This is a genomic window from Mesorhizobium sp. SP-1A, assembly GCF_032460275.1.
GTDB lineage: Bacteria > Pseudomonadota > Alphaproteobacteria > Rhizobiales > Rhizobiaceae > Mesorhizobium.
The window spans coordinates 1,000,323-1,021,290 of the sequence record NZ_JAVXZD010000002.1 but is presented as its reverse complement, the minus strand read 5'-3'; the positions used below and the strand labels follow the sequence as shown (position 1 = coordinate 1,021,290).

Annotated in this window: 19 protein-coding genes; 5 read left to right on the top strand and 14 right to left on the bottom strand. The window is 50.6% G+C overall.

Annotated elements, in window-relative coordinates; translation table 11 throughout:
- Positions 1-34 precede the first annotated feature (34 nt).
- Complete coding sequence (locus QU595_RS14035; protein WP_315922940.1) at positions 35-1,168, bottom strand: hypothetical protein; 1,134 nt, start codon at positions 1,166-1,168, stop codon at positions 35-37.
- Between the two features lie 55 nt (positions 1,169-1,223).
- Positions 1,224-3,686, bottom strand: a complete 2,463-nt coding sequence (locus tag QU595_RS14030; RefSeq protein ID WP_315922938.1) for an ATP-dependent RecD-like DNA helicase — start codon at positions 3,684-3,686, stop codon at positions 1,224-1,226.
- Positions 3,687-3,828: 142 nt separating this feature from the next.
- Here QU595_RS14030 and QU595_RS14025 point away from each other — a divergent pair, with 142 nt between their 5' ends.
- A complete protein-coding gene (locus QU595_RS14025) occupies positions 3,829-4,887 on the top strand; it encodes a hypothetical protein (protein ID WP_315922936.1) in 1,059 nt (352 codons plus the stop codon).
- A 59-nt stretch (positions 4,888-4,946) separates the two neighbouring features.
- Here the strand turns inward: QU595_RS14025 and QU595_RS14020 are convergent, their stop codons facing one another.
- Positions 4,947-5,660, bottom strand: coding sequence for a thioredoxin domain-containing protein (locus QU595_RS14020; protein ID WP_315922934.1), 714 nt, complete (start codon positions 5,658-5,660; stop codon positions 4,947-4,949).
- Between the two features lie 69 nt (positions 5,661-5,729).
- Between QU595_RS14020 and QU595_RS14015 the strand changes: the two genes are divergently transcribed.
- Positions 5,730-6,674: a DnaJ C-terminal domain-containing protein gene (locus tag QU595_RS14015; protein ID WP_315922932.1), complete on the top strand. Its 945-nt coding sequence runs from the start codon at positions 5,730-5,732 to the stop codon at positions 6,672-6,674.
- Positions 6,675-6,685: 11 nt separating this feature from the next.
- Here QU595_RS14015 and QU595_RS14010 read toward each other — a convergent pair whose 3' ends face one another.
- Positions 6,686-7,393 carry a Bax inhibitor-1/YccA family protein gene (locus QU595_RS14010; protein WP_315922930.1) on the bottom strand — a complete coding sequence of 236 codons (708 nt, stop codon included), beginning with the start codon at positions 7,391-7,393 and terminating at the stop codon, positions 6,686-6,688.
- A 66-nt stretch (positions 7,394-7,459) separates the two neighbouring features.
- Here QU595_RS14010 and QU595_RS14005 point away from each other — a divergent pair, with 66 nt between their 5' ends.
- Positions 7,460-8,104: a hypothetical protein gene (locus tag QU595_RS14005; RefSeq protein ID WP_315922928.1), complete on the top strand. Its 645-nt coding sequence runs from the start codon at positions 7,460-7,462 to the stop codon at positions 8,102-8,104.
- 160 nt (positions 8,105-8,264) lie between these two features.
- Positions 8,265-9,518 (top strand): transposase, encoded by a 1,254-nt coding sequence (locus QU595_RS14000; protein WP_315922926.1) that lies wholly within the window; start codon positions 8,265-8,267, stop codon positions 9,516-9,518.
- Between the two features lie 11 nt (positions 9,519-9,529).
- Here the strand turns inward: QU595_RS14000 and QU595_RS13995 are convergent, their stop codons facing one another.
- Together QU595_RS13995 and QU595_RS13990 are read right to left on the bottom strand one after the other, a co-directional pair.
- The gene (locus QU595_RS13995; protein WP_315922924.1) at positions 9,530-10,168 is read right to left on the bottom strand and encodes a hypothetical protein; all 639 of its coding nucleotides are present in this window, start codon (positions 10,166-10,168) and stop codon (positions 9,530-9,532) included.
- A 60-nt stretch (positions 10,169-10,228) separates the two neighbouring features.
- The gene (locus QU595_RS13990) at positions 10,229-10,690 is read right to left on the bottom strand and encodes a hypothetical protein (RefSeq protein ID WP_315922922.1); all 462 of its coding nucleotides are present in this window, start codon (positions 10,688-10,690) and stop codon (positions 10,229-10,231) included.
- 67 nt (positions 10,691-10,757) lie between these two features.
- Here QU595_RS13990 and QU595_RS13985 point away from each other — a divergent pair, with 67 nt between their 5' ends.
- Positions 10,758-12,236, top strand: a complete 1,479-nt coding sequence (locus QU595_RS13985) for a DNA (cytosine-5-)-methyltransferase (protein WP_315922920.1) — start codon at positions 10,758-10,760, stop codon at positions 12,234-12,236.
- A gap of 38 nt (positions 12,237-12,274) precedes the next feature.
- Here the strand turns inward: QU595_RS13985 and trxA are convergent, their stop codons facing one another.
- The 8 genes from trxA to QU595_RS13945 form a co-directional block, all read right to left on the bottom strand.
- Positions 12,275-12,580, bottom strand: a complete 306-nt coding sequence (trxA, locus tag QU595_RS13980; RefSeq protein WP_315922918.1) for a thioredoxin — start codon at positions 12,578-12,580, stop codon at positions 12,275-12,277.
- A gap of 77 nt (positions 12,581-12,657) precedes the next feature.
- Positions 12,658-14,358: a pentapeptide repeat-containing protein gene (locus QU595_RS13975; RefSeq protein WP_315922916.1), complete on the bottom strand. Its 1,701-nt coding sequence runs from the start codon at positions 14,356-14,358 to the stop codon at positions 12,658-12,660.
- Positions 14,359-14,409: 51 nt separating this feature from the next.
- On the bottom strand, positions 14,410-15,051 hold the full coding sequence (locus tag QU595_RS13970; RefSeq protein WP_315922914.1) for a GIY-YIG nuclease family protein: 642 nt from the start codon (positions 15,049-15,051) through the stop codon (positions 14,410-14,412).
- Between the two features lie 98 nt (positions 15,052-15,149).
- The gene (gene nrdF, locus QU595_RS13965) at positions 15,150-16,172 is read right to left on the bottom strand and encodes a class 1b ribonucleoside-diphosphate reductase subunit beta (RefSeq protein ID WP_315922912.1); all 1,023 of its coding nucleotides are present in this window, start codon (positions 16,170-16,172) and stop codon (positions 15,150-15,152) included.
- 19 nt (positions 16,173-16,191) lie between these two features.
- Entirely contained in the window at positions 16,192-18,315 is a 2,124-nt protein-coding gene (gene nrdE, locus QU595_RS13960; RefSeq protein ID WP_315922910.1) for a class 1b ribonucleoside-diphosphate reductase subunit alpha, read from the bottom strand.
- Between the two features lie 15 nt (positions 18,316-18,330).
- On the bottom strand, positions 18,331-18,726 hold the full coding sequence (gene nrdI / locus QU595_RS13955; protein ID WP_315922908.1) for a class Ib ribonucleoside-diphosphate reductase assembly flavoprotein NrdI: 396 nt from the start codon (positions 18,724-18,726) through the stop codon (positions 18,331-18,333).
- An 11-nt stretch (positions 18,727-18,737) separates the two neighbouring features.
- Entirely contained in the window at positions 18,738-18,962 is a 225-nt protein-coding gene (gene nrdH / locus QU595_RS13950; protein WP_315922906.1) for a glutaredoxin-like protein NrdH, read from the bottom strand.
- Between the two features lie 458 nt (positions 18,963-19,420).
- The gene (locus tag QU595_RS13945) at positions 19,421-20,866 is read right to left on the bottom strand and encodes an RtcB family protein (protein ID WP_315922904.1); all 1,446 of its coding nucleotides are present in this window, start codon (positions 20,864-20,866) and stop codon (positions 19,421-19,423) included.
- Between the last annotated feature and the right edge of the window lie 102 nt (positions 20,867-20,968).

Below are 20,968 nucleotides of genomic sequence, written 5' to 3'. Positions count from 1 at the left end.
ATCGTAGTCAATCTTTTTGAATATATCTAAACTCCTAAGGTTTGAATGAAGACTTTTCCTCCAGCTTTTCGAAAAGCTCCCTTCCCTTTTCCTCATCGCAATCAATTCCGAGATTTCGAGCATACAGGAAAGCCTCATCCAGATCGGCATCCAAGAATTTGGCGTACATAGCCGCAAGTGTTCCGACAAATGTCGGTCCATGCGAAGCTTCACGAACTTTTCGATATAATTTCACTACATAGTGAGCGAGTTCATGGATTATGGTGCCACTGTTCATCATGTGGCTGGCGAGCACTATTCCTTTGGTCGCAGAGAAGTAGCTATGGCTTTCTAAATTCGATGGCCCTTCTTTGATCGGTACTTCTTTGACGCCTAACTCCTCGCAAACCTGATCGGCGTAAGCTCTACATTCATCAATCGTATTGAATTGCTCATTTCTGTAATCAAACGTCCATTCCCACCGATAGACCAACTCACGTTGGTAATCGCGAATACGGTTCGACTTTGCCCGAGCCGGAGGATCAAATCGTTTGGCTATCTGTCTGGCTTCTAATTCAGCCGCTTCCATGAAGTCGTGCTGACTTAGAACCTTGATGTCTCGCGTGTGTCGGGTGTCTGGCCTCCATCCAACGAGTATATTTTTGTCATCCTCGAAGATGACTATCTCACCCCGATCCTTGGCGGGTATGGACATCTTTATGCCAAAGCGAATGTTTGCGTATTCTGGAGGGGTAATAGGGCTTGGTAAGTGCCGAATGCGATGACCAGGCATGGGTCTGTCAACCAAGACAACCGTGTTGGCTGCTACAGCTTTGCTACTGGACGGTAAATCGAGAAAAACGCGCCCGTTGTCATGGCGTTCTAAGAAGTCATAGATCTCGGTGAAAGGGTGGGTGCCAAATTCGAAAGCGGATGCTGATATTAGCGACATTCCATCGCCCTGAATTGCGCCTTCGTATAGATCGCGCGCGGTGAAAATCCTATGCCGATGAGTCGAGTAGAATTTGATCCAGTTCTTCGATGCTTCTAATGAGGTGAATGGTCCCCAGATGCGTCCGTCGTCCGATGTAACGGAATGAATGATTTCAGGCGCGAAAAGACTGCTTCTCGCGTCAATGTTTTCAGACTTGTTCTGTGGCGCAATAGGCGCATTCAATAGATGAATCATGGAACCTTACCTCACGATTTCATCTATTGTAGCGCTGCCATTTGCATTTTTGAATTCAGGCTGCCTGTTTGCCTTCTTTTAGACGCGCAGACAAGCCCGTAAAGCGTTCGTTGGCCTCGGTCGTCCTTACAGAGTGTAAGACAGCCTGATCGTGGCCGACAACAATGCAGAGCTTCTTGGCGCGCGTCACGGCGGTGTAGATCAGGTTGCGTGTCAGCATGTGCTTGTGCGCCCATGGGCAAACGAAGATGACGACTGGAAATTCACACCCTTGACTTTTATGGACCGTAGCGGCCCATGCCAGTTCGATGTCATGAATGTCGTCAGGGCCGTAGAAGGCTTCGAAACCTGAATAATCGACAACCAGATATGGTTCTTCATTGTTGTCTTTGTTCGGGCGTTTGCCGACGCGCAGGATCGTCCCTACTTCACCGTTATAGACCTTTTTCACATAGTCGTTTTTCAGGTGCATGACACGGTCGCCGACCGAGAACTCACGTTTGCGAATTTCCACGGTCTTAGCGTTGCTCGATGGATTTAGAGCCTCCTTGAGCTTCTGGTTCAAAGCGAGGATGCCCAGATCGCCAACGCGCATAGGCGATAGAACCTGCACATCCGAAATGGGATCAAAACCAAGCTCTTTCACTTTGACCGACATGAAATCCACGACAGTTTTTGCGAAAGATTCGGGATCTCCAACAGCCTTGGCATCTGAAAACACTTCGAAGCCGTTCAAGTCATCCCGGCCATTGAGAGGATGTTCGCCAGCATTGATGTTAGCCGCCGCGACGACGATCCCGCTGTCACCCGACTGACGATGAACTGTCTGCAGGCGAGCAACAGGGATGACGCCGGACTCAATCAGATCGCGCAGCACCTGACCAGCACCCACTGACGGGAGCTGGTCGACGTCGCCGACAATGGTTACGGCTGCATGCACTGATACGGCATCCATAAATGCTTGTCCGAGTCGAATATCGACCATCGAAAATTCGTCGATGATGATACGATCTTCTGGGAACGGATTGGATGCATCGTATTCGAAGCCGCCTTTGTCTGCTGAAAAGCTAAGAAGGCGGTGACAGGTGCTTGCCGGATGCCCTGAGGCCTCATACAGGCGCTTTGCTGCACGGCCAGTGGGAGCGGCAAGAATGGTTTCTTGCTCCAGCTTTTCGATGGCGTGGACAATGACTTTCTGGGTTGTCGACTTACCAGTGCCTGGGCCACCCGTGATGATCGAAATTGGATTCATGACAGCCATCACGGCCGCGTTGACCTGGCTGTCATCGCGATTGACCTTCAGCTCGACCACAGCTTCTTCAACGACCTTGCGAGCGAGTTCTTCAGGGATGCGAGGTCCGCTTTTCACCATGTCCAGCAGACGCTTGGCGAGCCTGCTTTCGGCTTGGTAGAGGCCTTCGGTGTAGAGGAGGCCTGTCACCTTGTCATCGACGATGCCGCCTTCTTTGACGACGGTGATGATCGCTTCCTCGATCAGTGCCTCATCGACCTGCAACAGGCGTCGAGCCTCGCCAACGAGAGCTTCCATAGTCAGTCCACAATGTCCTTCTCGACCTGTCTTCTGGTCGAGCGCGTAGCGAACACCTGAATTGAGACGAGCAGGGCTATCCTTGGCGTGTCCTGCATCGAGAGCAATTTCGTCTGCTGTGGCAAATCCAATACCATCGATGGTCTCAGCGAGTTCCCATGGTCGCGTCTGGATCACACGCCGAGCTGCCGCACCGTAGCGTTTGATGATCTTGGCAATGGTCATTTCGCCAAGCCCGAAGCGGCCAAGGAATTCGATCAGTTCAGGTTGGGCTGCGTTGCTGTTCCAAGCTTCCGCAATCGCCTCAGCTCGACGCATAGGAATGCCCGATTTCACGAGTTCGTTCGGGTCTACAACGGCCTCTAGAATGGCATCGCCAAAGAACTTTGCGATCTTTTCGGCTGTCGATTTGCCGACGCCAGGAACAGAACCCATCTTAAGCCAGGCTACGACACCTTTCGCCCCTTTCGCGATTTCCATCATGAAAATCGCGGCTTTGAAAGTTTCCTTGCCCTTGTACTGAGACCACTGTCCTTTTGCGACAATGCGGTCACCGCGCTTGGCTTTGATGTTGCTGGTCACCGCAACGGTCGTAGATTTTCCACCGTCGATTTTGACGCTATAAACGGCGTAACCGTCAGACGTCTCATAGATCACACGCTCAACCCTACCAACCACTTCCTGTAAAGTAGGTTCGGCAGGAGCTACAGGTTGAGAAGCATGCACTTTTGCGACTGGTGCTTGCGGCAACGAGATGTCCTCATGCTGCTCCGGCTGAAGAGACTTTTTCAGGCCAAACCCTGAGGACGAATTCGGTCGGCTAAAACCTGTCGACGCAGGTTTGGGAGCCGCGCCAAAAAGATCGCCCTGATTATTGCCCAAATTGTTCGGCGTCGACGCCTTTGAAGTTACGCCCGAAGCCTTATTTTTGTAGGAGAATGCTTCTGCAGGCGGTCGCTTAAAATGCATTGATCTTCCTTCTCTAAAAACGCAAAAAATATTGCTCTTAAATCGCCGCTTGCGCAAGACTGAAAACAAGATTTCAATATAAATTCAGATTTTATGAGGGCGCATAATTGTCGCATCAGTGGCATCGGGAGGTAATTCTTTTATGAAAAATTCGTTGGCGTTTATAATCGGCGTATTTATCATATTATTCGGGATGGTTCCCGCTCAGGCGATGTGTAGGCTCGATGTGAACCAAGTGGTCGCGTCGAGTTCGTATTTCAACACGCGTCTAGTTAAATCGCCGGAAAAACAAAAAGACGGATCAGTGGTCTTTAGCCATGTGGATGATCCACGTATGGTTGTCAGTCTTTCGTTCGGCCGCGCCGATCCCGTTGGACACATATCCCGAAGTGCATACGTAGCCAAGGTCGATGAGTTCGCTGGCTTTATGGTGGGCAAGGCAAAGGCACAAGGACGATGGGCTGAGAAGTCCGTTCATCCTCATGATCCCGTGGCGTCGGTGGTCGTTGAAGAGACGAAGATTGACAAGGTAGGAGATGCGCTGGTGGGGCATATGGAGGCCCTCTTTACACCAGATTGCATCCTGATTGCCGACTTTGTCTCTCCTTCATCTCAGAACCTGCGGTCAAGATGGGTGCAGATGGCCCAGGAAATCACCACTCTCAGGTCGTCTGCGGCTCATATGGTCGTTCCTATTAGCTGGGAAGCAGAAGACACCTCTCCTGCAGGCTGGAAAGCTGTCTTAGCAGGACTCGGCACCCCCTTGGTGGTGATGATTCTGATTAATGCTCTGCTTGGTCATGTGAAAGAGCTGGACCCTCCAAGCATCCACACACGCACCGTTTTGGGCACTAACGCCTTCCTGGTATTTAGCGCATTGATATACCAGTACGGTTACTACCTCCCGATTGCATCCATGCCGTTTGAAGAAATGAAGTATCTCGATAGCTTTCTTCTTCTGACACTTGTCGGCATCCTTTGCGTAGCTGGCGCATTGCTCGCGCAACGGGCTGCACGTCTGGGTCTAATTTCTGCGTGCGTTGGTGGCTTTGCCCTTTTGTCGGCGAGCTATCTAGGGTGGACGCCCGACGTCAACATAAGCTTGGCCGTTGGCCTGTCAATGATCATTATGGGCGGCTTGGCCTATGCTGCTTGGAGTATGGCATCTAAGCCTAAGAAGAGCGTGATTGAAGGAAATTAACTGCGCGAGGCATATCTAAAAAAGAAAGGCTGGAACGAAAATTCCAGCCTTTCTTTTTGTTACTTTGAGTGTGCCGCTCTCAACGCTTTTATCGCATCGAGGACCATCACCTCGGTGATGTTTCCATTGAGAGCCTGGACTTTGTCGCCTACCGCAATGACTATTGCAGGCTGTGATTGCAGGCCTGTCTTCTTGGCAAGTTCGTTGTTGCTTCTGATATTGAGCGCTGCCGATGGAGTGTCGAGTGACAGCGGCACCAGACCAAGGTCATTAAGTGCCTTCAGGCGGGTCTCAGGTTGAATTCCTTCATTCAGGAATGCCTGTCTCAGGTGCCTCCAATCTGCGCCTGCCGCATTTGCCGCAATTATCTCACTAGACGCTTGGACGGCCATCACGTTACCGCTTCTCGGGAGATCATGATGAACAATGCCGACCCCATTATCATCCGACGCTACCTTGTCGATGATTTTTGAAACCGCATTACAGGCATCGCAACCATAGTCTGGGAACTCAAAAATCGTCACGTCACCAGACTGATTTCCTGACACTGGCGTTGGGAATTTTGGAGTCACGGCGGCTGTCTCTGCCTTTTGTCGCCATTCCATTATGGCTTCAACAAGTTCCTTTGGGTTGGCTTTAAAATACTCAACAACCTCCCCTACAATGGCTTTGCGATCTTCGGGGGACAATTTTTTGAAAGCGTCTGCTGCAACGGATGTATTCGGCGAAGAAAGGGCTAGAGAAATAGCCAAGGCTGATGTTAGCATTTTCATCAGAAAACTCCTTTGTTGACGAAATAGCCTCATGGCTCGGCTGCAGTCAACGTCGATTTAAGGTGGAAAATGAATTCTTACCATATTTTAGGCGTAAAACCCGGTGCCTCCAAGCAAGAAATAACGGCCGCTTTCCGCAAAAAGGCGAAGGAGTGCCACCCTGATATCAATCGACACGATTTGACTCTAGAGAGGAAGTTCAAGGAGTTAAACGATGCTTACCGCAAGCTCCTTGAAAATCTGGATGAATCACCTGCAAGTGAACGGCCGTCTACCCATTCATATCGCTCGTCTCCGAGACGGGTAAATTCGATAAAAGAAATTCATCTGACGATTGATGAGGCAATGAATGGAGTTCACTACCGAATTGATGATGCACACGGTCATTGCGACACCTGCCATGGAGATGGATTTGTCAGACTGAAGCAGCCGACCGCCTGCCCCTATTGTGGCGGTACTGGGAATTCGGCCTATAAAGATAGAGGCCCATTGCAGATCAAGATCGTTTGTTCGCACTGCGAGGGTAGCGGAAAGACGACACGGCGTAAGTGCCTGGAATGCCATGGTTTCGGAACTAAGGCTGGTGCAGGACTGGTTATTGACCTTCCCGCTGGTTGTTTGGCAGGCGACAGCTTTGTCGTCGAGAACGGCTTCTCTAATCTGGATAACAATGTGATAGGGGATCTGGACCTGCTGATCGCTTTGAAGCCTGACCCTCGTTTCAGGGTTCTCGGCAGGGATATCGAGATGCATTTAAAGCTCGATGTCTGGGAAGCGGTGTTAGGTGCGAAGAAAGATGCCCTTGGCCCTGATGGGGAACGGTATACGTTCAACATTCCCAGCGGCACGCCACAAGGTCGGCGTATCCGGTTGAAGGATATGGGAATGCGAAAAAATACAGATGACGCCGAAAAAGGTGACCTGATTGCAGTGGTGTCTATTCTGATCCCATCAGGCGACGATCCAAAAATAAAGGAGGCGTATGAACGCCTCCGGAATGATCTCACCAATTGATGGAATCGAAACTATCTGCTTCCGGTCAGGTTGAGGATCGCCCTGAACAGATTAATGATGTTCAGATAAAGATTGATAGCGAAGAGATACTGCAGCTTTTCTGTCTCTTCGCTTGGCAGATTCAGGCCGTAAGTCTCTTTCAACTCTTGCGTCTCCCATGCAGTCAGACACGTAAAGATAAGAACTGCGATGCAGGACAGAGCGAAATCCAGGGCCGAGGAGCCGAGGAAGATGTTGATGATTGAAGCTGCAATCAATCCAAAAAGGCCCATCACCATGAACGCGCCCATGCTGGCCAAGCTTTTCTTGGTCGTGTAGCCGTAGAGGCTTGCCCCCATGAAGGTGGCAATGGCAGCGAGTGCTGCATTGATCACCGATGCTCCTGTGTAATGCCAGGCGGTCACGGCCAAGGATGGGCCGAGCAGGAGAACCAAGGTCCAGAACACGGCCTTTGTCGAGGCGAGAGACTTGCCTACGATGCCAAACATAAAAAGCAGAAGGACGGCCAATGGTGCGAGCGAGATTGCTGTACCAAGGCCCGTAAATCCACCTTCTGCCGTGACGAAAAGATTCATCAGATTGGTGCCGCCAACGACCGCAGCTGTAAGAGCAGTCGCGACCAAGCCCTGCGTTACGAGCGAGTAGGTGGAAATCATATGTTTCCTAAGGCCTTCGTCGTAGAAATATGCATCTGCGTACTGATTTTGTGAATTCTTCATATTTGACCTCCTGTTTATTTCACGGGTAATGTTGATGTAATATATCCTTTTTAAGGCTGCAAGTCCATGGAACGAAAAGCATTTCTCCTCCTTCTATGTCCATTTTTGTTCCCTTCTGTTTCGGCAGCGGCCGCATGCGATCCAATTGCACCTAGGATCAAGGTGGATCAGCTATATCGCGGCTACCAGATTGATCGGTCGGTCGACGGTAGGAATCTTGAGCGAATTGGCAATAAATCCGTTGGCTCGAACAAAGAAATGATGGGGCTGACTGTGAGCGGCCTCAGCTACTCGATGCAGTTATCAACATCTGTTGCCCAATCTGGAGGCCGTTTTTGCGGCTCTGTCAGCGACATTAATGTTCAATTTGGAGCTAAAGACCCTATCAAGGTTTATATAGCTTCCGGTGTCGCTCAAGGCTCCTGTGACGACCGTGTTACGGTCAAGCATGAGCTGCAGCATGTTTCATTCATTGAGCACGCCATCGTTACTGGAAGCTCTCGCATAAAGTCGGCTGTATCGAATTCATTGGCAGGTAAGACTTTTGTCGGGTCTAGCCAGAATGATGTCGTTGCCCAGGCAAAGCAAATGATTGCTGGCGTTATTGACCGTGAATTGGATAAGGTCGCATCGGAAATGAATGCAAGGCATGCTTCAATTGACACCGATGAGGCCTACTCGAAGACTTCTGCTATTTGTCGAGGCAGATAGGCCTTTCAGAGGGAAGACCGTGGATAGCAAAGTGCCGCTCGCGGCCTCCTTTAAATTAAGCGGCTATATGACATCTGAGGTTGACGTGACATTTTAAATCTATTGACAGAACTGACCAATGAGTTCAGCTCTAAATTAGAACAACCAGAGAACATTGGCATTGGCATTAATCCAGAAAGCATACAGACTGAAGCTGCATCCGACTTTAGAACAGGCGGATGCATTTTCTCGTTTTGCTGGATCATGCCGATGGTTGTGGAATTACCTGCTCGACCTGCAGCAGAAGAAATATGCGGCAGAAAAGAAATTCATTTTCCGCGCTGAGATGCAGGAATTGTTGCCTGGACTTAAACGGGAATATCCGTGGTTGGCTGAAGCACCATCCAATTCATTGCAACGGGTCTGCAGGAATCTCGATCAGGCCTTGAAGAAATGTTTCAAGGAAGGCGCGGGGTTCCCGCGCTTCAAGAAACGTGGCGTTTCGCGAGAAGCGTTTTATGTCGTAAATCAAGGTTTGCGTATCGAGAATAATCGCGTCTTTTTGCCGAAACTGAAGCAGGGCGTTAAGTTCCGTGCAGGACGCCTGCCTGAAGGCCGCATTTTATCCGCGACTGTATCGCAACGAGCTGGAACATGGTGGTGTGTCGTTCAGTGCGAAATGGAACAAGATGTTGACCCAATAGACGCATCATCTGTCTCGGCCGATGCAGTCATCGGCGTTGATGTTGGGCTTAAATCGCTGATGGTCTGTTCGGATGGCGTTGTTGTCGCCAATCCACGCAAGTTAAGCGAGGCACAGAAGCGCCTGCGCCGTGCGCAACGCATCCTGGCGCGGCGGAAGAAGGGCAGCGCCAACAGACGCCGCCAAGCAGCACGTGTGGCGGCTATCCACGCCAAGGTAGCCGATTATCGCGCTGATGCGCTGCATCAGGCGACAACGGCGCTTGTGCGCCGGGCCAGTGTCGTCGTGACAGAAGATCTCAACATCAAGGGCATGGTACGAAACAAGCGCCTTGCCCGCTCCATCTCCGATGCGGGATGGGGTGAAGCTATTCGCCAGATCAGCTACAAGGCTGAATGGGCGGGCAAACAACACCTCAAGGTCGGACGGTTTGAACCATCGACCCAGAAATGTTCATCCTGCGGAAACATCAGAAGCGGAGAAGACCGTCTCCGCCTTCACGAGCGCACCTATCGGTGCGGCTCGTGTGGAAATGTCGCGGATCGCGACTTTAACGCAGCGCTTAATCTGCGCAATTATGGATTAAACTACGTAGGGCAGGCTATGCCCGAACGGACAGGATTTATTCCTGTCAACGCCTGTGGAGCTTTCTCTGCTGGGCCGGATGCAATTGCATCCGGCAGGTACGGAGCATTGAATCAGGACCCTGCATCAACCTCAGATGTCGGATAGCCAATTAAGCATTAGAAGGATGGCTTCGACGTCTGATCGTTCACTTTAGCTTCCAGTTCAGCGAGCTTTTCTGCCGCACCCTCGGACTTTTCCATTGAACTCGGATCATTGACGGTTGAATGGTATTCCGGTCCTGAAAGGCTGTAGTGGTCAGGAAGTGTGTTTATCAGAGCTTCTCGCGCCGTTGTATATGGGCCTAGGTCCTCTGATGGGTCTCCGTCCTTCTTGATCATGTATCCGTCGTCGGTCCAGTATAGACCGTCTCCTGCTGAGTTGCGCAATCCTTCGTTTTCGGAGGCATCCTCGCGCGTGGCGGCCACTGCATGAGGCTCTTTGTTTTCTACGGCCTCTAGGAACTCGCGCCAGCCTTCATTGATGCGTCCCAGAATGTGCTGCACGATTTGAGGTTCAAGGTCGCCAAGGGCTAGATCCACTTCCTGACCATCTTCCACTTTTTCTGCCAAACCGCTGACGTCTATTCCTTCGCCGGATTGCGAAACGCCTACAGGGCTAGATGGGTAGCTGGACAAAGCGAAATAATCGCCATCGCTGAAAACGACCGTATAGCGGTCAGCGGAAGCTCCGCCGTTGTCTGTGATACGGAAAAGGTACTCGCCCAAGTCCTCTGGTTTTTCAAAGAGCTTTGTCATCTCATACTCCAGTGTTCATCGAAATAAGGATGAGCATCTGGATAGCAATTGACAACCAGCTTATCCCGAAGCCTGATCGATCATCAAATGGATGCCCTGCTCTATCAGGCGCTCGATATTGATGCCCATCTCGCTCTTGAATCGAGCCACTCTTTCGACATCGCGTTTCTCAAACCAGCCAGCCAGTCTGATTTTGCCATTCCGTGAGTTTGCAAGGCTTGCGGATTCACTTGCTTTAGCGACAGATCTTTTCCGATTGATGATCCGGACTCTCGAAACTTTCAGTAAGGGCGGTCGTCCATGAGCAGCCGCAGCAGAGTTTACAGCCTCTGCGATGAATTCTTGAAGGGTAATGTTTTTGTGCTTTCTCAGGCGATGGGCATCCGCCGCCAACTCTTCCTCAAGATAGGCAACAATTTGCTTCTTATTTATTCGGCTTGGCGGCCGTGTCATTGGAGCTAGCATCGATATGTCCTTTTTTATAAGAATAATTTGCCACATAAAAATCGTCAAATGCGGCATATTTATTCGAAAAATGATGGACAAATATGCGGATTAATGACCTCCTAGATCTAATTACGGAGGCATTATGCGTTTTTCTGATTTTTACGCGGGTGGTGGCGGTTGGTCGCTTGGTTTGGCTCTTGCGGGTATGCAGCAGGTTATGTCTGCTGAAATTTGGCCCGTAGCCAATCGGACGAGAGAGTGGAATTTCGGGACCTCAGAAACTGAAATTGATATTCGAAAGATGGACCCTACATCCGTGCCTGACTGCGATTTGATCGTAGGAAGCCCGCCCTGCACACAGTTTTCCTATGCCAATAAGGGTGGCAACGGGGATCTTCATGACGGTATGCAGGATGTTCGTTCGTTCCTTCGTGTTATTCGGGAAAAGAAGCCTCGATACTGGGTCATGGAGAACGTTCCTCGGCTTGCAGACATCCTCCGGTCTGAACTGAGAGAGGACGGCTCTCTTGCCGAATTCGCGGACTTGTTTGCGTCAATCGATGTCTTTGACATGTCGGATTGGGGTGTTCCACAGCGCCGCCGTCGATGCATCGCGGGGCGCTACCCTCGTGAAGCTCTTCTCGCGCTGCGCGGCCGTCGTGCTCCGACGCTAGCAGAGATCGTTGAAGGCTGCGCCAGTGGCGTAGATCCAGTCTGGGGCTATTTGTGCTCCAACGTTACGGACAACGATCCAGGCGCGTCACTCACATGGGAGGAGGAGCGCATTAATAGGGAGAAGAAGCAAAACCATCCTATCTACAACGATATGGCTTTCCCTGACGTTCCAGATGCTACCGCACGCACCGTCACGGCAACCTGCACCAAAGTCTCTCGCGAGAGCATTGTCGTTCCAGATGGCAAAGGCGGATATCGTCTACTGACGGCGAGAGAGATGGCCGCCGCGCAGTCTTTCCCATTGAGTTACCAATTTCCAGCAAAGAGCCAGACGGATCGCGTGAAGATGGCTGGAAATGCGATTCCGCCACTCTTCACCTACCTGGTTGGCTTGGCGGTCAAAGGTGAAGCCATCCCTGACACTCTACCCTCCTTTTCCCCTGTCGGCGGTGCCGTCGCATTTGCGGCTCAGACGCGCGCTCGCGGCAACAGCAAGAAGGCTGATCGCTCCTTCCGAGCTGCTGTCTCCAAATTGCGGTTCAAGAGCGGGATGTCGTTTGAGGTGAACAATGCCAACGGGCGTTGGAAGATGGTCTTCAATCTCGGCGGACAAGGTCGGGTGGAGACGCTGTCACCTGCAGATATCTCTGGAATTGTCGGGACGCTGTCGGATGACGTTCTAAAAGCCATTCCGGAAATCAATGCAAATGACGTTCAGGACGCGTGGGTTAATTCCACGCGAGCGGAGCATCATCCGTTCATGATCGTTGATATGATCGAAGGTCTCATTCCTGCGGTTGAGCTTGATTGGGGCGCAGCAGATAAGCTCCTCGAACGCGCCTATGCGATTGCTGGCAGTGATGTGCCTAACAAGGCGTCACATAATCAGGAGTTGATTACTATAGGACTGGTTTTGGCTGATGCGTTCAACCGCAAAATCGGGTGAACAAAAGCGCTGGGAATGACCTCGGCGCTTCGAATGTCCTATGGTCTAGATTCAATCCAGTTCCGTAAGGAATTTACGCTTTGGGTGCCGACTTTGACGTCGATTATGTCTCCGTCCTTAGCCAGTAATAATGTAGGAATGGATTTAATACCGAACCGGACAGCAAGCTCTGGATTTTGGTCGATATCGACCTTGATGACTTCGGCCGTGGCTTCGCTATCAATTTGCTGGAGTGCGGGTTCCATCTGTTTGCATGGCCCGCACCAATCGGCGTAAAAATCTATTATGGCCACGTCGGCATTTGCGATAGCCTCATCAAAGGCAGCGACATCGACTTTCTTCATGGTAACTCCAGTCAACCAGACATAAGTTGCGTATTATTGCTCCAGAGACTGGTTGAATGCAATATGTTCTACATTGATTACATGCGCATTACGGTCGGGGAATTATCTTCTAACTCTTCTTCGCATGGATTGTTGTCGTTATCATTTACCTCATCAAAGGATTCGTCATCATCTTTCCTGCGGGCGGATTCGGCAACCTGCGTCAAATCGATGTGCTTCGGTTTTGGATAAATTGCTTCATCTTGTGGGGTCAGGATTACAGGGCCATAAGGATTGCTCAGCCGTCCGTCCGATCTCCTTAAAACTACGGCCGATCCATCCCTACCAGCTCTGACTGTGTGCGTTTCAGAGTTGAAGTCGAATTCCGGAACATCGTTATCGAGAATAATCATGCGCATGAAGAAATCCATGGCCTTGTTTCTCTCGGCCTCGCTGCATGCCAAGCGTGGATTGACATCTCCAGTTAGTCTTTCGCCATTTTTGTCCCATTTGACGTACGCTTCACCGTGTTCTGAATGAGACCAAAATGCTTCGGTAGTTCCATCCGTATTGAGGACGAAAATCTTTGGTCCGTTATCATCTTTGTCTTCGACGCGCGTGATGACAATTTTTCTGTCTGGCGGGGCACGATTTACCATAGCATCGCACATCTTTGCCAAGGCCTCAGCCATAGACTTTCGGTCGCATATCATCACCTCAAGCTCGCCTTGTATCGTCGCTTTGATTTTGTTGAAGATGGTGTCTTCCGCATTCTTCATGTAGCTGGCTATCAGCTTGCTAGTTGAGCGGCTTGCTATCACAGCTACTAAGCTTTCGAGGTTCTTTCCGCGATTATATGCTTCTGCAAATGCCTTTCTGATTTGCAAGTTGCACTTGGCATGAATTCCAGAATAGGTGTCTTTAAGGAAGTCTTCCAGTTTGGATTTCAACAGCATACTCGCGCCGACTACGAGTGCGCCACCACCAATCTTTGACATTAGTGAGCTTCCAGCCCATCCGACCGCTGTCGCTGCCATCGACAGGCCTGTAGCTCCTCCAGATGTGGCAGCATCCAGTGCGATGCCGCCGAGAATAGTGGCTGCGGCCCAGATTTGATAAGTTGATGCTTTGCCCCAAAACCTATCGTTTTTGAACTGGGCATTGCCTTCGCCGATCTCTGTGTCCCTGAAGAAATTGCCGTATACGGTCGCACGCAAGGTGCGATCAGGCAGGTGTTTCCCCGCAATCGACATTGTTGGCGTCATATCAGCCCTAGAGAAATTATTTGAGATGATGCTGCTTTCGACCCAATCGACGTTATGAAGGACGGACGAAAAGAAATCTGTTTTACGCACGGTAGCGCCTACGAATGAGGCGGACGACATGGTGGAACCATTAAATTCAACGTATTCCACACTGGCCCCGTCCCACTTAGAGGATGTTAGGGTTGCATGATGAAACGTAGTTGGCTGGTTGCCACGTTTCTCATATTTCCCGAGTTTGGCTTCGGTGAAATCAGCCTGGACAGCCGAAATACCAGAGGCATATACGCCTCGCATGCTGGCTCCGCGAAAGACACATTTGTCCGCGATGCTACCTCTGAGGTCGGCATAATCAAGGTTTGCTCCAGCGAAATCAATTCCAGACAAATCCGTGCGTGAGAGGTCGAAGCCAGACAGATTTGCATTGGCAAAGGAAGCACCCTTTTTGATTAGCGTGCGGACAAATATCTTTCTCGTAGGCGTCTTACCCTGATAAAGAATATTGCCATCGTTGTCGTAAATGATCTGCGTTTTCACGGCTTCCCTCCAAATTCGTTTTTACATTACCCTGCACATCTGCAAGGGACATCAGATGCGCGAGCCGATGAAAATCATCCTTTGATATTCATTTTGCAGAGATTGCCGCGTAAATTTTGAGGCGTCGATTTGTCCTGTTACTGGTGGGTATAGAGCCAGCAAGAGAAATGCGGTAGCTGAGTACCTTCCAAAAATTGACGGCAAGGTGAGGAACTCCCATAGAGTTCGCGGGGTTCCCGTTGCCATAGCCCAAGTGCACATGATGGCTCCGACGATTGATAATGCTGGGCTAAACATCGCAGTCCAGGTGAATATCGCGAAACTGGCTATCGATTGGGCGATGTGTACTGACTTTTTCACTTTTCGCTGTCGACCGGAATAGACTCGGCTGTGTGTTCTTTTGGCAGCTTGTGTTGCTACTCTGGTCGCATCTTTGACCGACACCTCAAAGAATTCTCGGCGCTGGTTAATACGTCGGGAAGATAGATGCTCGTGAATGATCCGTTCGGTCAGAGATGGGTTTTTTGTTTCAACAACAGTTTCCAGCTTAAATGGCATGGCTACACCAGTGGCAGAATTCAGCTCTTTCAGGCGCGCTTCTGGTGTGCGTACGGTTTTTCCGATCTTGACGATCCCAGGCATCGTTGGATTTGAAAGGATATAAACATATCCCTCTTTCTTAGGGGACTTCATGGTCCAACTCAGATTGTGCTTATATCGAAATTATTCTCCAATAAATGTATGAGGACAATTTAAAAGAAAATGGCCCCGAAATTCGAGGCCATTTGATATTAGGCGGATGCCTTGCTCTGATGCCTTGGCATGCAGCGTGGGTCTTCAGGGAAGTCCCAATCTTCATCCAATGTGGCAACTGCCTTGCCGATGACATAGGACGAACCTGAGCCGGAGAAGAAGTCATGGTTTTCGTCTGAGTTTGGCGACAAAGATGCCATGATGGCCGGATTCACACGACAAGCTTCTGGCGGCATCAGCGCGTCATATCCGAGGTTCATCATTGCCTTGTTGGCATTGTAGTTCAGGAATACCTTGACCTCTTCGGTCAAGCCAACTCCGTCATAGAGGTCTTCCGTGTACTTGATCTCGTTATCATAAAGCTCAAGTAGCAGGTCCATGGCAAAATCCTGAAGATCCTGCTTTTCGATTTCGGAAAGGTTCTCAATGCCCTTCTGGTACTTGTAGCCGATATAATAGCCATGAATTGCTTCGTCACGAATGATGAGGCGGATCAAGTCGGCCGTATTCGTAAGCTTGCCACGGCTGGACCAGTAGATCGGGAGATAGAAGCCCGAATAGAAGAGGAAGCTCTCCAGGAACACGCTCGCGATCTTGCGCTTATGCGGGCATTCGCCGTCGTAGTTCGCCAGGATGATAGCAGCCTTCTTTTGCAGGTATTCGTTTTCTTCGGACCAGCGATAGGCGTCATCGACGTCAGGCGTCTGACAGAGAGTCGAGAAGATTGAGGAGTACGAGCGAGCGTGGACAGCTTCCATAAACGAGATGTTGGACAGAACAGCCTCTTCATGAGGCGTCTGGGCATCTGGAATAAGGCTGGTTGCACCAACGGCGTTCTGGATGGTGTCGAGCAGCGTCAGACCCGTGAAAACACGGATCGTCAGCTTCTTTTCCTCTGGTCGCAGGGTGGACCATGCCTGAATGTCATTCGACAGCGGCACCTTTTCTGGCAGCCAGAAGTTCGACGTTAGACGGTTCCAGATATCGAGATCCTTGTCGTCTTCGATGCGGTTCCAGTTGATCGCCTTCACGCGGCTCAAAAGCTTGGTTTCTTCAGTCATTTAATTTCCTTTCGAACTCTTAGAGGGCGCAAGAGACGCAGCCTTCAATCTGCGTGCCTTCCAACGCGGCTTGGCGCATGCGGATGTAGTAAATGGTTTTGATGCCCTTCTTCCACGCGTAGATCTGAGCGCGATTGATGTCGCGGGTCGTGGCGGTGTCACGGAAGAACAGTGTCAGAGACAAGCCCTGGTCGACATGCTGCGTTGCGGCAGCATAGGTGTCTATGATCTTTTCCGGCCCAATCTCATAGGCATCCTCGTAGTATTCGAGGTTGTCATCGGAGATGTATGGAGCTGGGTAATAGACGCGGCCGATCTTACCTTCCTTGCGAATTTCGATCTTTGAGACAATCGGATGGATCGAAGAGGTCGAATGGTTGATGTAGGAGATCGAACCAGTCGGCGGCACAGCCTGAAGGTTTTGGTTGTAAATGCCGTGCTCCATGATGAGCTTCTTCAGCGCAAGCCAATCTTCCTGCGTTGGAATGGCGATGCCAGCCTTTTCGAAGAGACCCTTGACCTTCTCCGTTGCCGGAACCCAAGCCTTCTCGGTGTACTTATCGAAATATTCGCCAGTGGCGTATTTCGATTTCTCGAAGCCCTTGAAGGTTACGCCGCGTTCGCGGGCGATGGCATTTGAAGCCCTCAGGGCGTGATAGGTCACCGTGTAGAAGTACATGTTCGTGAAATCGACGCCTTCTTCAGAGCCGTAGAAGATGCGTTCACGAGCGAGATAGCCGTGCAGGTTCATCTGGCCAAGACCGATGGCATGGCTCTCGTTGTTGCCGCGTTCGACGGTTGGGACTGAAGAAATGTCGCTCATGTCCGAAACGGCAGTCAGGGCACGAATGGACGTCTCGATGGTCTGACCGAAATCAGGGGAGTCCATTGTCGTGGCGATGTTGAGCGAGCCGAGGTTGCAGGAAATGTCCTTGCCGAGCTTGGAATAGGAGAGATCGCTGTTGAATTCGCTGGCTTCACTGACCTGCAGGATTTCCGAGCATAGATTGCTCATCGATACCTTGCCGTGGATCGGGTTGGCTGCGTTCACATGATCTTCGAACATGATGTACGGATAGCCGGATTCAAACTGAATCTCGGCAATAGCCTGGAACAGCTTACGAGCGTTGATCTTCGACTTCTTGATGTTCGGATTATTGACCATCTCATAATATTTATCGGTGACCGAAATATCGGAGAATGGCATCCCGTAAATGCGTTCTACATCATACGGAGAGAAGAGGTACATGTCCTCATCGCGGGACGCGAGGTGGAACGTGATGTCAGGAATAATCACGCCAATCGAAAGCGTCTTGATGCGGATTTTTTCGTCAGCATTCTCGCGCTTGGTATCGAGCAGCTTCATGATGTCCGGATGGTGGACATTCAGATAAACCGCACCAGCGCCCTGACGTGATCCGAGCTGGTTTGCGTAAGAGAAGGCATCTTCCAGAAGCTTCATGACAGGGACGATGCCAGAGGATTGCCCTTCGATCTGCTTGATCGGGGCCATGTGCTCACGCAGGTTCGTTAGGTTTAGAGCAACGCCGCCACCGCGCTTTGAGAGCTGCAGAGCGGAATTCACGGCGCGGCCGATAGCTTCCATGTTGTCTTCAACACGAAGCAGGAAGCACGAGACCAGTTCGCCGCGCTGCTTCTTGCCAGCATTCGCAAAAGTCGGCGTAGCAGGCTGATAACGACGGGTGATGATTTCCTGAACGAGGTTCTTGGCCAGCTTTTCATCGCCGCGAGCGAGTGCCAGAGCGTTCATTGCAACGCGATCTTCAAAGCGTTCAAGGAAGCGCTTGCCGTCGAAAGTCTTCAATGCATAAGAGGTGAAGAATTTATACGCGCCAACGAAATTCGTAAAACGATATTTAAAAGAATATGCGTAATCAAAAAGCTCATGGACGAACTCGTCCGAGTACAACTCGAAGACTTCCTTTTCGTAGTATCCGTTGTCAACGAGATAGGCTAGCTTTTCCGTGAGATTGTGGAAGAAGACAGTGTTCCTATTCACATTCTCAAGGAAATATTGACGGACAGCCTGCTTATCTTTATCGAGCTGAAGTTTGCCGTTCTCATCAAAGAGATTCAGCATCGCATTCAGGCCAAAATAATCGATTTCATTTTCACTAGCCATTACATTCTCCTAAACTTAACGCTTCCAGAAGCTTTCGAGGCCGTTCTGGACATTGGCCACATCCTCAGTCGTGCCCATCAATTCAAAACGATAAAGGAACGGGACACCATAATCCCTCTTAATCACGTTTCCTGCAATTGCATATTGAGCACCGAAATTCGTATTTCCCGCAGCAATTACGCCACGTATATTCCTGCGATTCTCTTCATGGTCCAGAAAATTCAAAACCTGTTGTGGGACGGCCCCTTTACCTGCGGTATCGCAGTATGTGGGGACGACCAGCACAAAAGGTTTTTCAGCGATCAGGAATTCTTTCGCATTGATCGGTATGCGGGAATTTTCGATACCGAGCTTCTGAATAAAGCGATGGGTATATTCGGATTTCGTTGAAAAATAAACGAGCATACTCATCGCGTAGCCCCTTAAGCGGCCAGCGAGCTGATCATGTCAGGGCGGAAACCAGCCCAATGGGTTTCACCAGCGATGACGACTGGAGCCTGGCGGTAGCCGAGACCAGTTACCAGTGCATAGGCGTCCTGGTCCTTCGAAACGTCGATGACAGCATATTCAACGCCCTTCTTGTCGAGAGCGCGGGTGGTTGCGGAGCACTGAGGGCAGGCTGGCTTGCTATAAACGGTAATTTGCATTTCATTCTTCCTTCTATCTGGTCTTAGTTTTTTTACCCTGAGGCGCTCGCAGACAAAGGCTTTGCAAACAAGGGTTTGCACCCAAGTTTTTCATGCCCCATGTCTTTGGGAAATTTATGATCTCGGAAAGATCACGTATTCTCTATATCTTGTTGAGAATATACGGGGTGATTCCGAAAGGAAAGTCATTATTGGACGCAAAATTTGTTGCCCACAATGAATTATTCCTACATAAATTCCTTCGACAATTTATCCTTTCTCTGCGAAGGCCTCACATACTATCTATGGTATACCTGCCGACGCATGTCACAAAGGAAAGTGTCCGCAAGCGTGGAAAGCTACATTGGTGGACTCGCTCGATATAAATCAGGCTTTGTGTATATTTTTGGCTCGATTTTTTCTCGATGCGAATCCGAAAACCCAATGATTTCAAGGTTGAGAAAGGGTGCGTCAAGTTGTCATCCTTTGACGGTGATGACTGGACGCACTTTGGCAACCTTGTTGACCATTCCAGTGTCTTCCATTGGAGCGACAACATTTTCAATTGGCCGATAAGCATCAGGAGATTCTTCCTTCAATCGGCCGACGATTTCACGAACGATATCCGATCTGCAGCGCACCTCAGGAGCATTGAGATCGATGGGTGTAATCACCCGGAGGTCAGCAGGATGATTGGCCTCGGCTCGTGCTTCTTGGCGCGATAGGCGTCGTCCCGCTCCATGAGCTGCAGACTGTAGCGTCTCCTCATTGCCAAGTCCTCTGAGCAGCCATGTTCCGTCTCCCATGGAGCCTGGCAGGATGACGGGTTCCCCGAGCCACTCGTAAGGCGAACCATGCTGGAAGCCTTGACCTCGTGCTGGGCAGGACCCCTTACGATGCATGTAAGTGTTGCCATCCGACCAGATGACGTTGTGGGGAGCGTCATAGACCAATTTTGCGTCCACCTGCTTCCCCAGTGACTTCTCGACGGCATGGATGGTCGCAAGGCCGATCAGAAAGCGGTTTGTAAAAGCGATGTTGACAGCGTTCGCTTGGCCGTTGAGGAAGCGCTGTAGTTCGCCTGCATGGTGCTCTGCAGAAAGAATGCGATGGTCGCCGTGTCTAGCCAGCCCTCGCATTCTCTCCTTCGTCGTGGAGCCAACGTATTGGCCAAAATCCAGAGAACCAGAATGAACGACCATGACAACGGCACCAGCTTTTACGCCAGCAGTCATGGCGAACGTGCTGTCTGCGATCTTGTCGATGACACCGAGTTCGACGAAGTGATTTCCTCCACCGATTGAGCCTAGGATGGCATCGTAACGGTAGCCGTCAGTGAGGTTCCCGTAGTCGAGAAACCCACTATCAATGCCTGAGGACGGGAAGAAGCCATCATCACAGGTCCTGCTGACGTCATTCCATGCGGACGTTAGCTCTAGGTTGTCCAGAAGCCCCTTGGCGTCCACAGCCAGCGCTTCCAGCAGCCCTGGGATGCCTTCCCTGAGGATTGCGTGGCGCTGTCTTCCAGAGAGCGCAATGTTTCTACCGCCTTGGAAATGGACATGACGTAAATGGCCGTCCAGAGCGCTAGCGGCCAGATCGTCCTCGGTGACGTCGTTAAGTACGACCATTCGCATGCCGCATCCAATGTCATTGCCGATGACATGTGGCATCGCAGCGCCTTCAATGGACATGGCTACGCCGACTGGAACTGGCTTGCCAGCGTGAAAGTCCGGTGTGGTCACGATCCTTTTGACTGCCGCTGCGGCTTGTTCAAACGCATCATGCGTCGGAATGGCGTTCGACAGATCATCAAGCGCCAGCCTCTTGTGCCGTTCAGGCTCGTTATACGAGGTGATAGTGTGAACGTCGTAACCGGAAACACGGGCGCGACTATTCGCAGGCAAAATGCCAGTGATTTTCATGATAGTTCTCCAGAATTGATGGGTTCAGCAGCCGCAGCAATACGGAGACCTCATTTCTTTCTCATATTTTTTCAGTTAGTTCAATGAGCAATTTGATCCCTC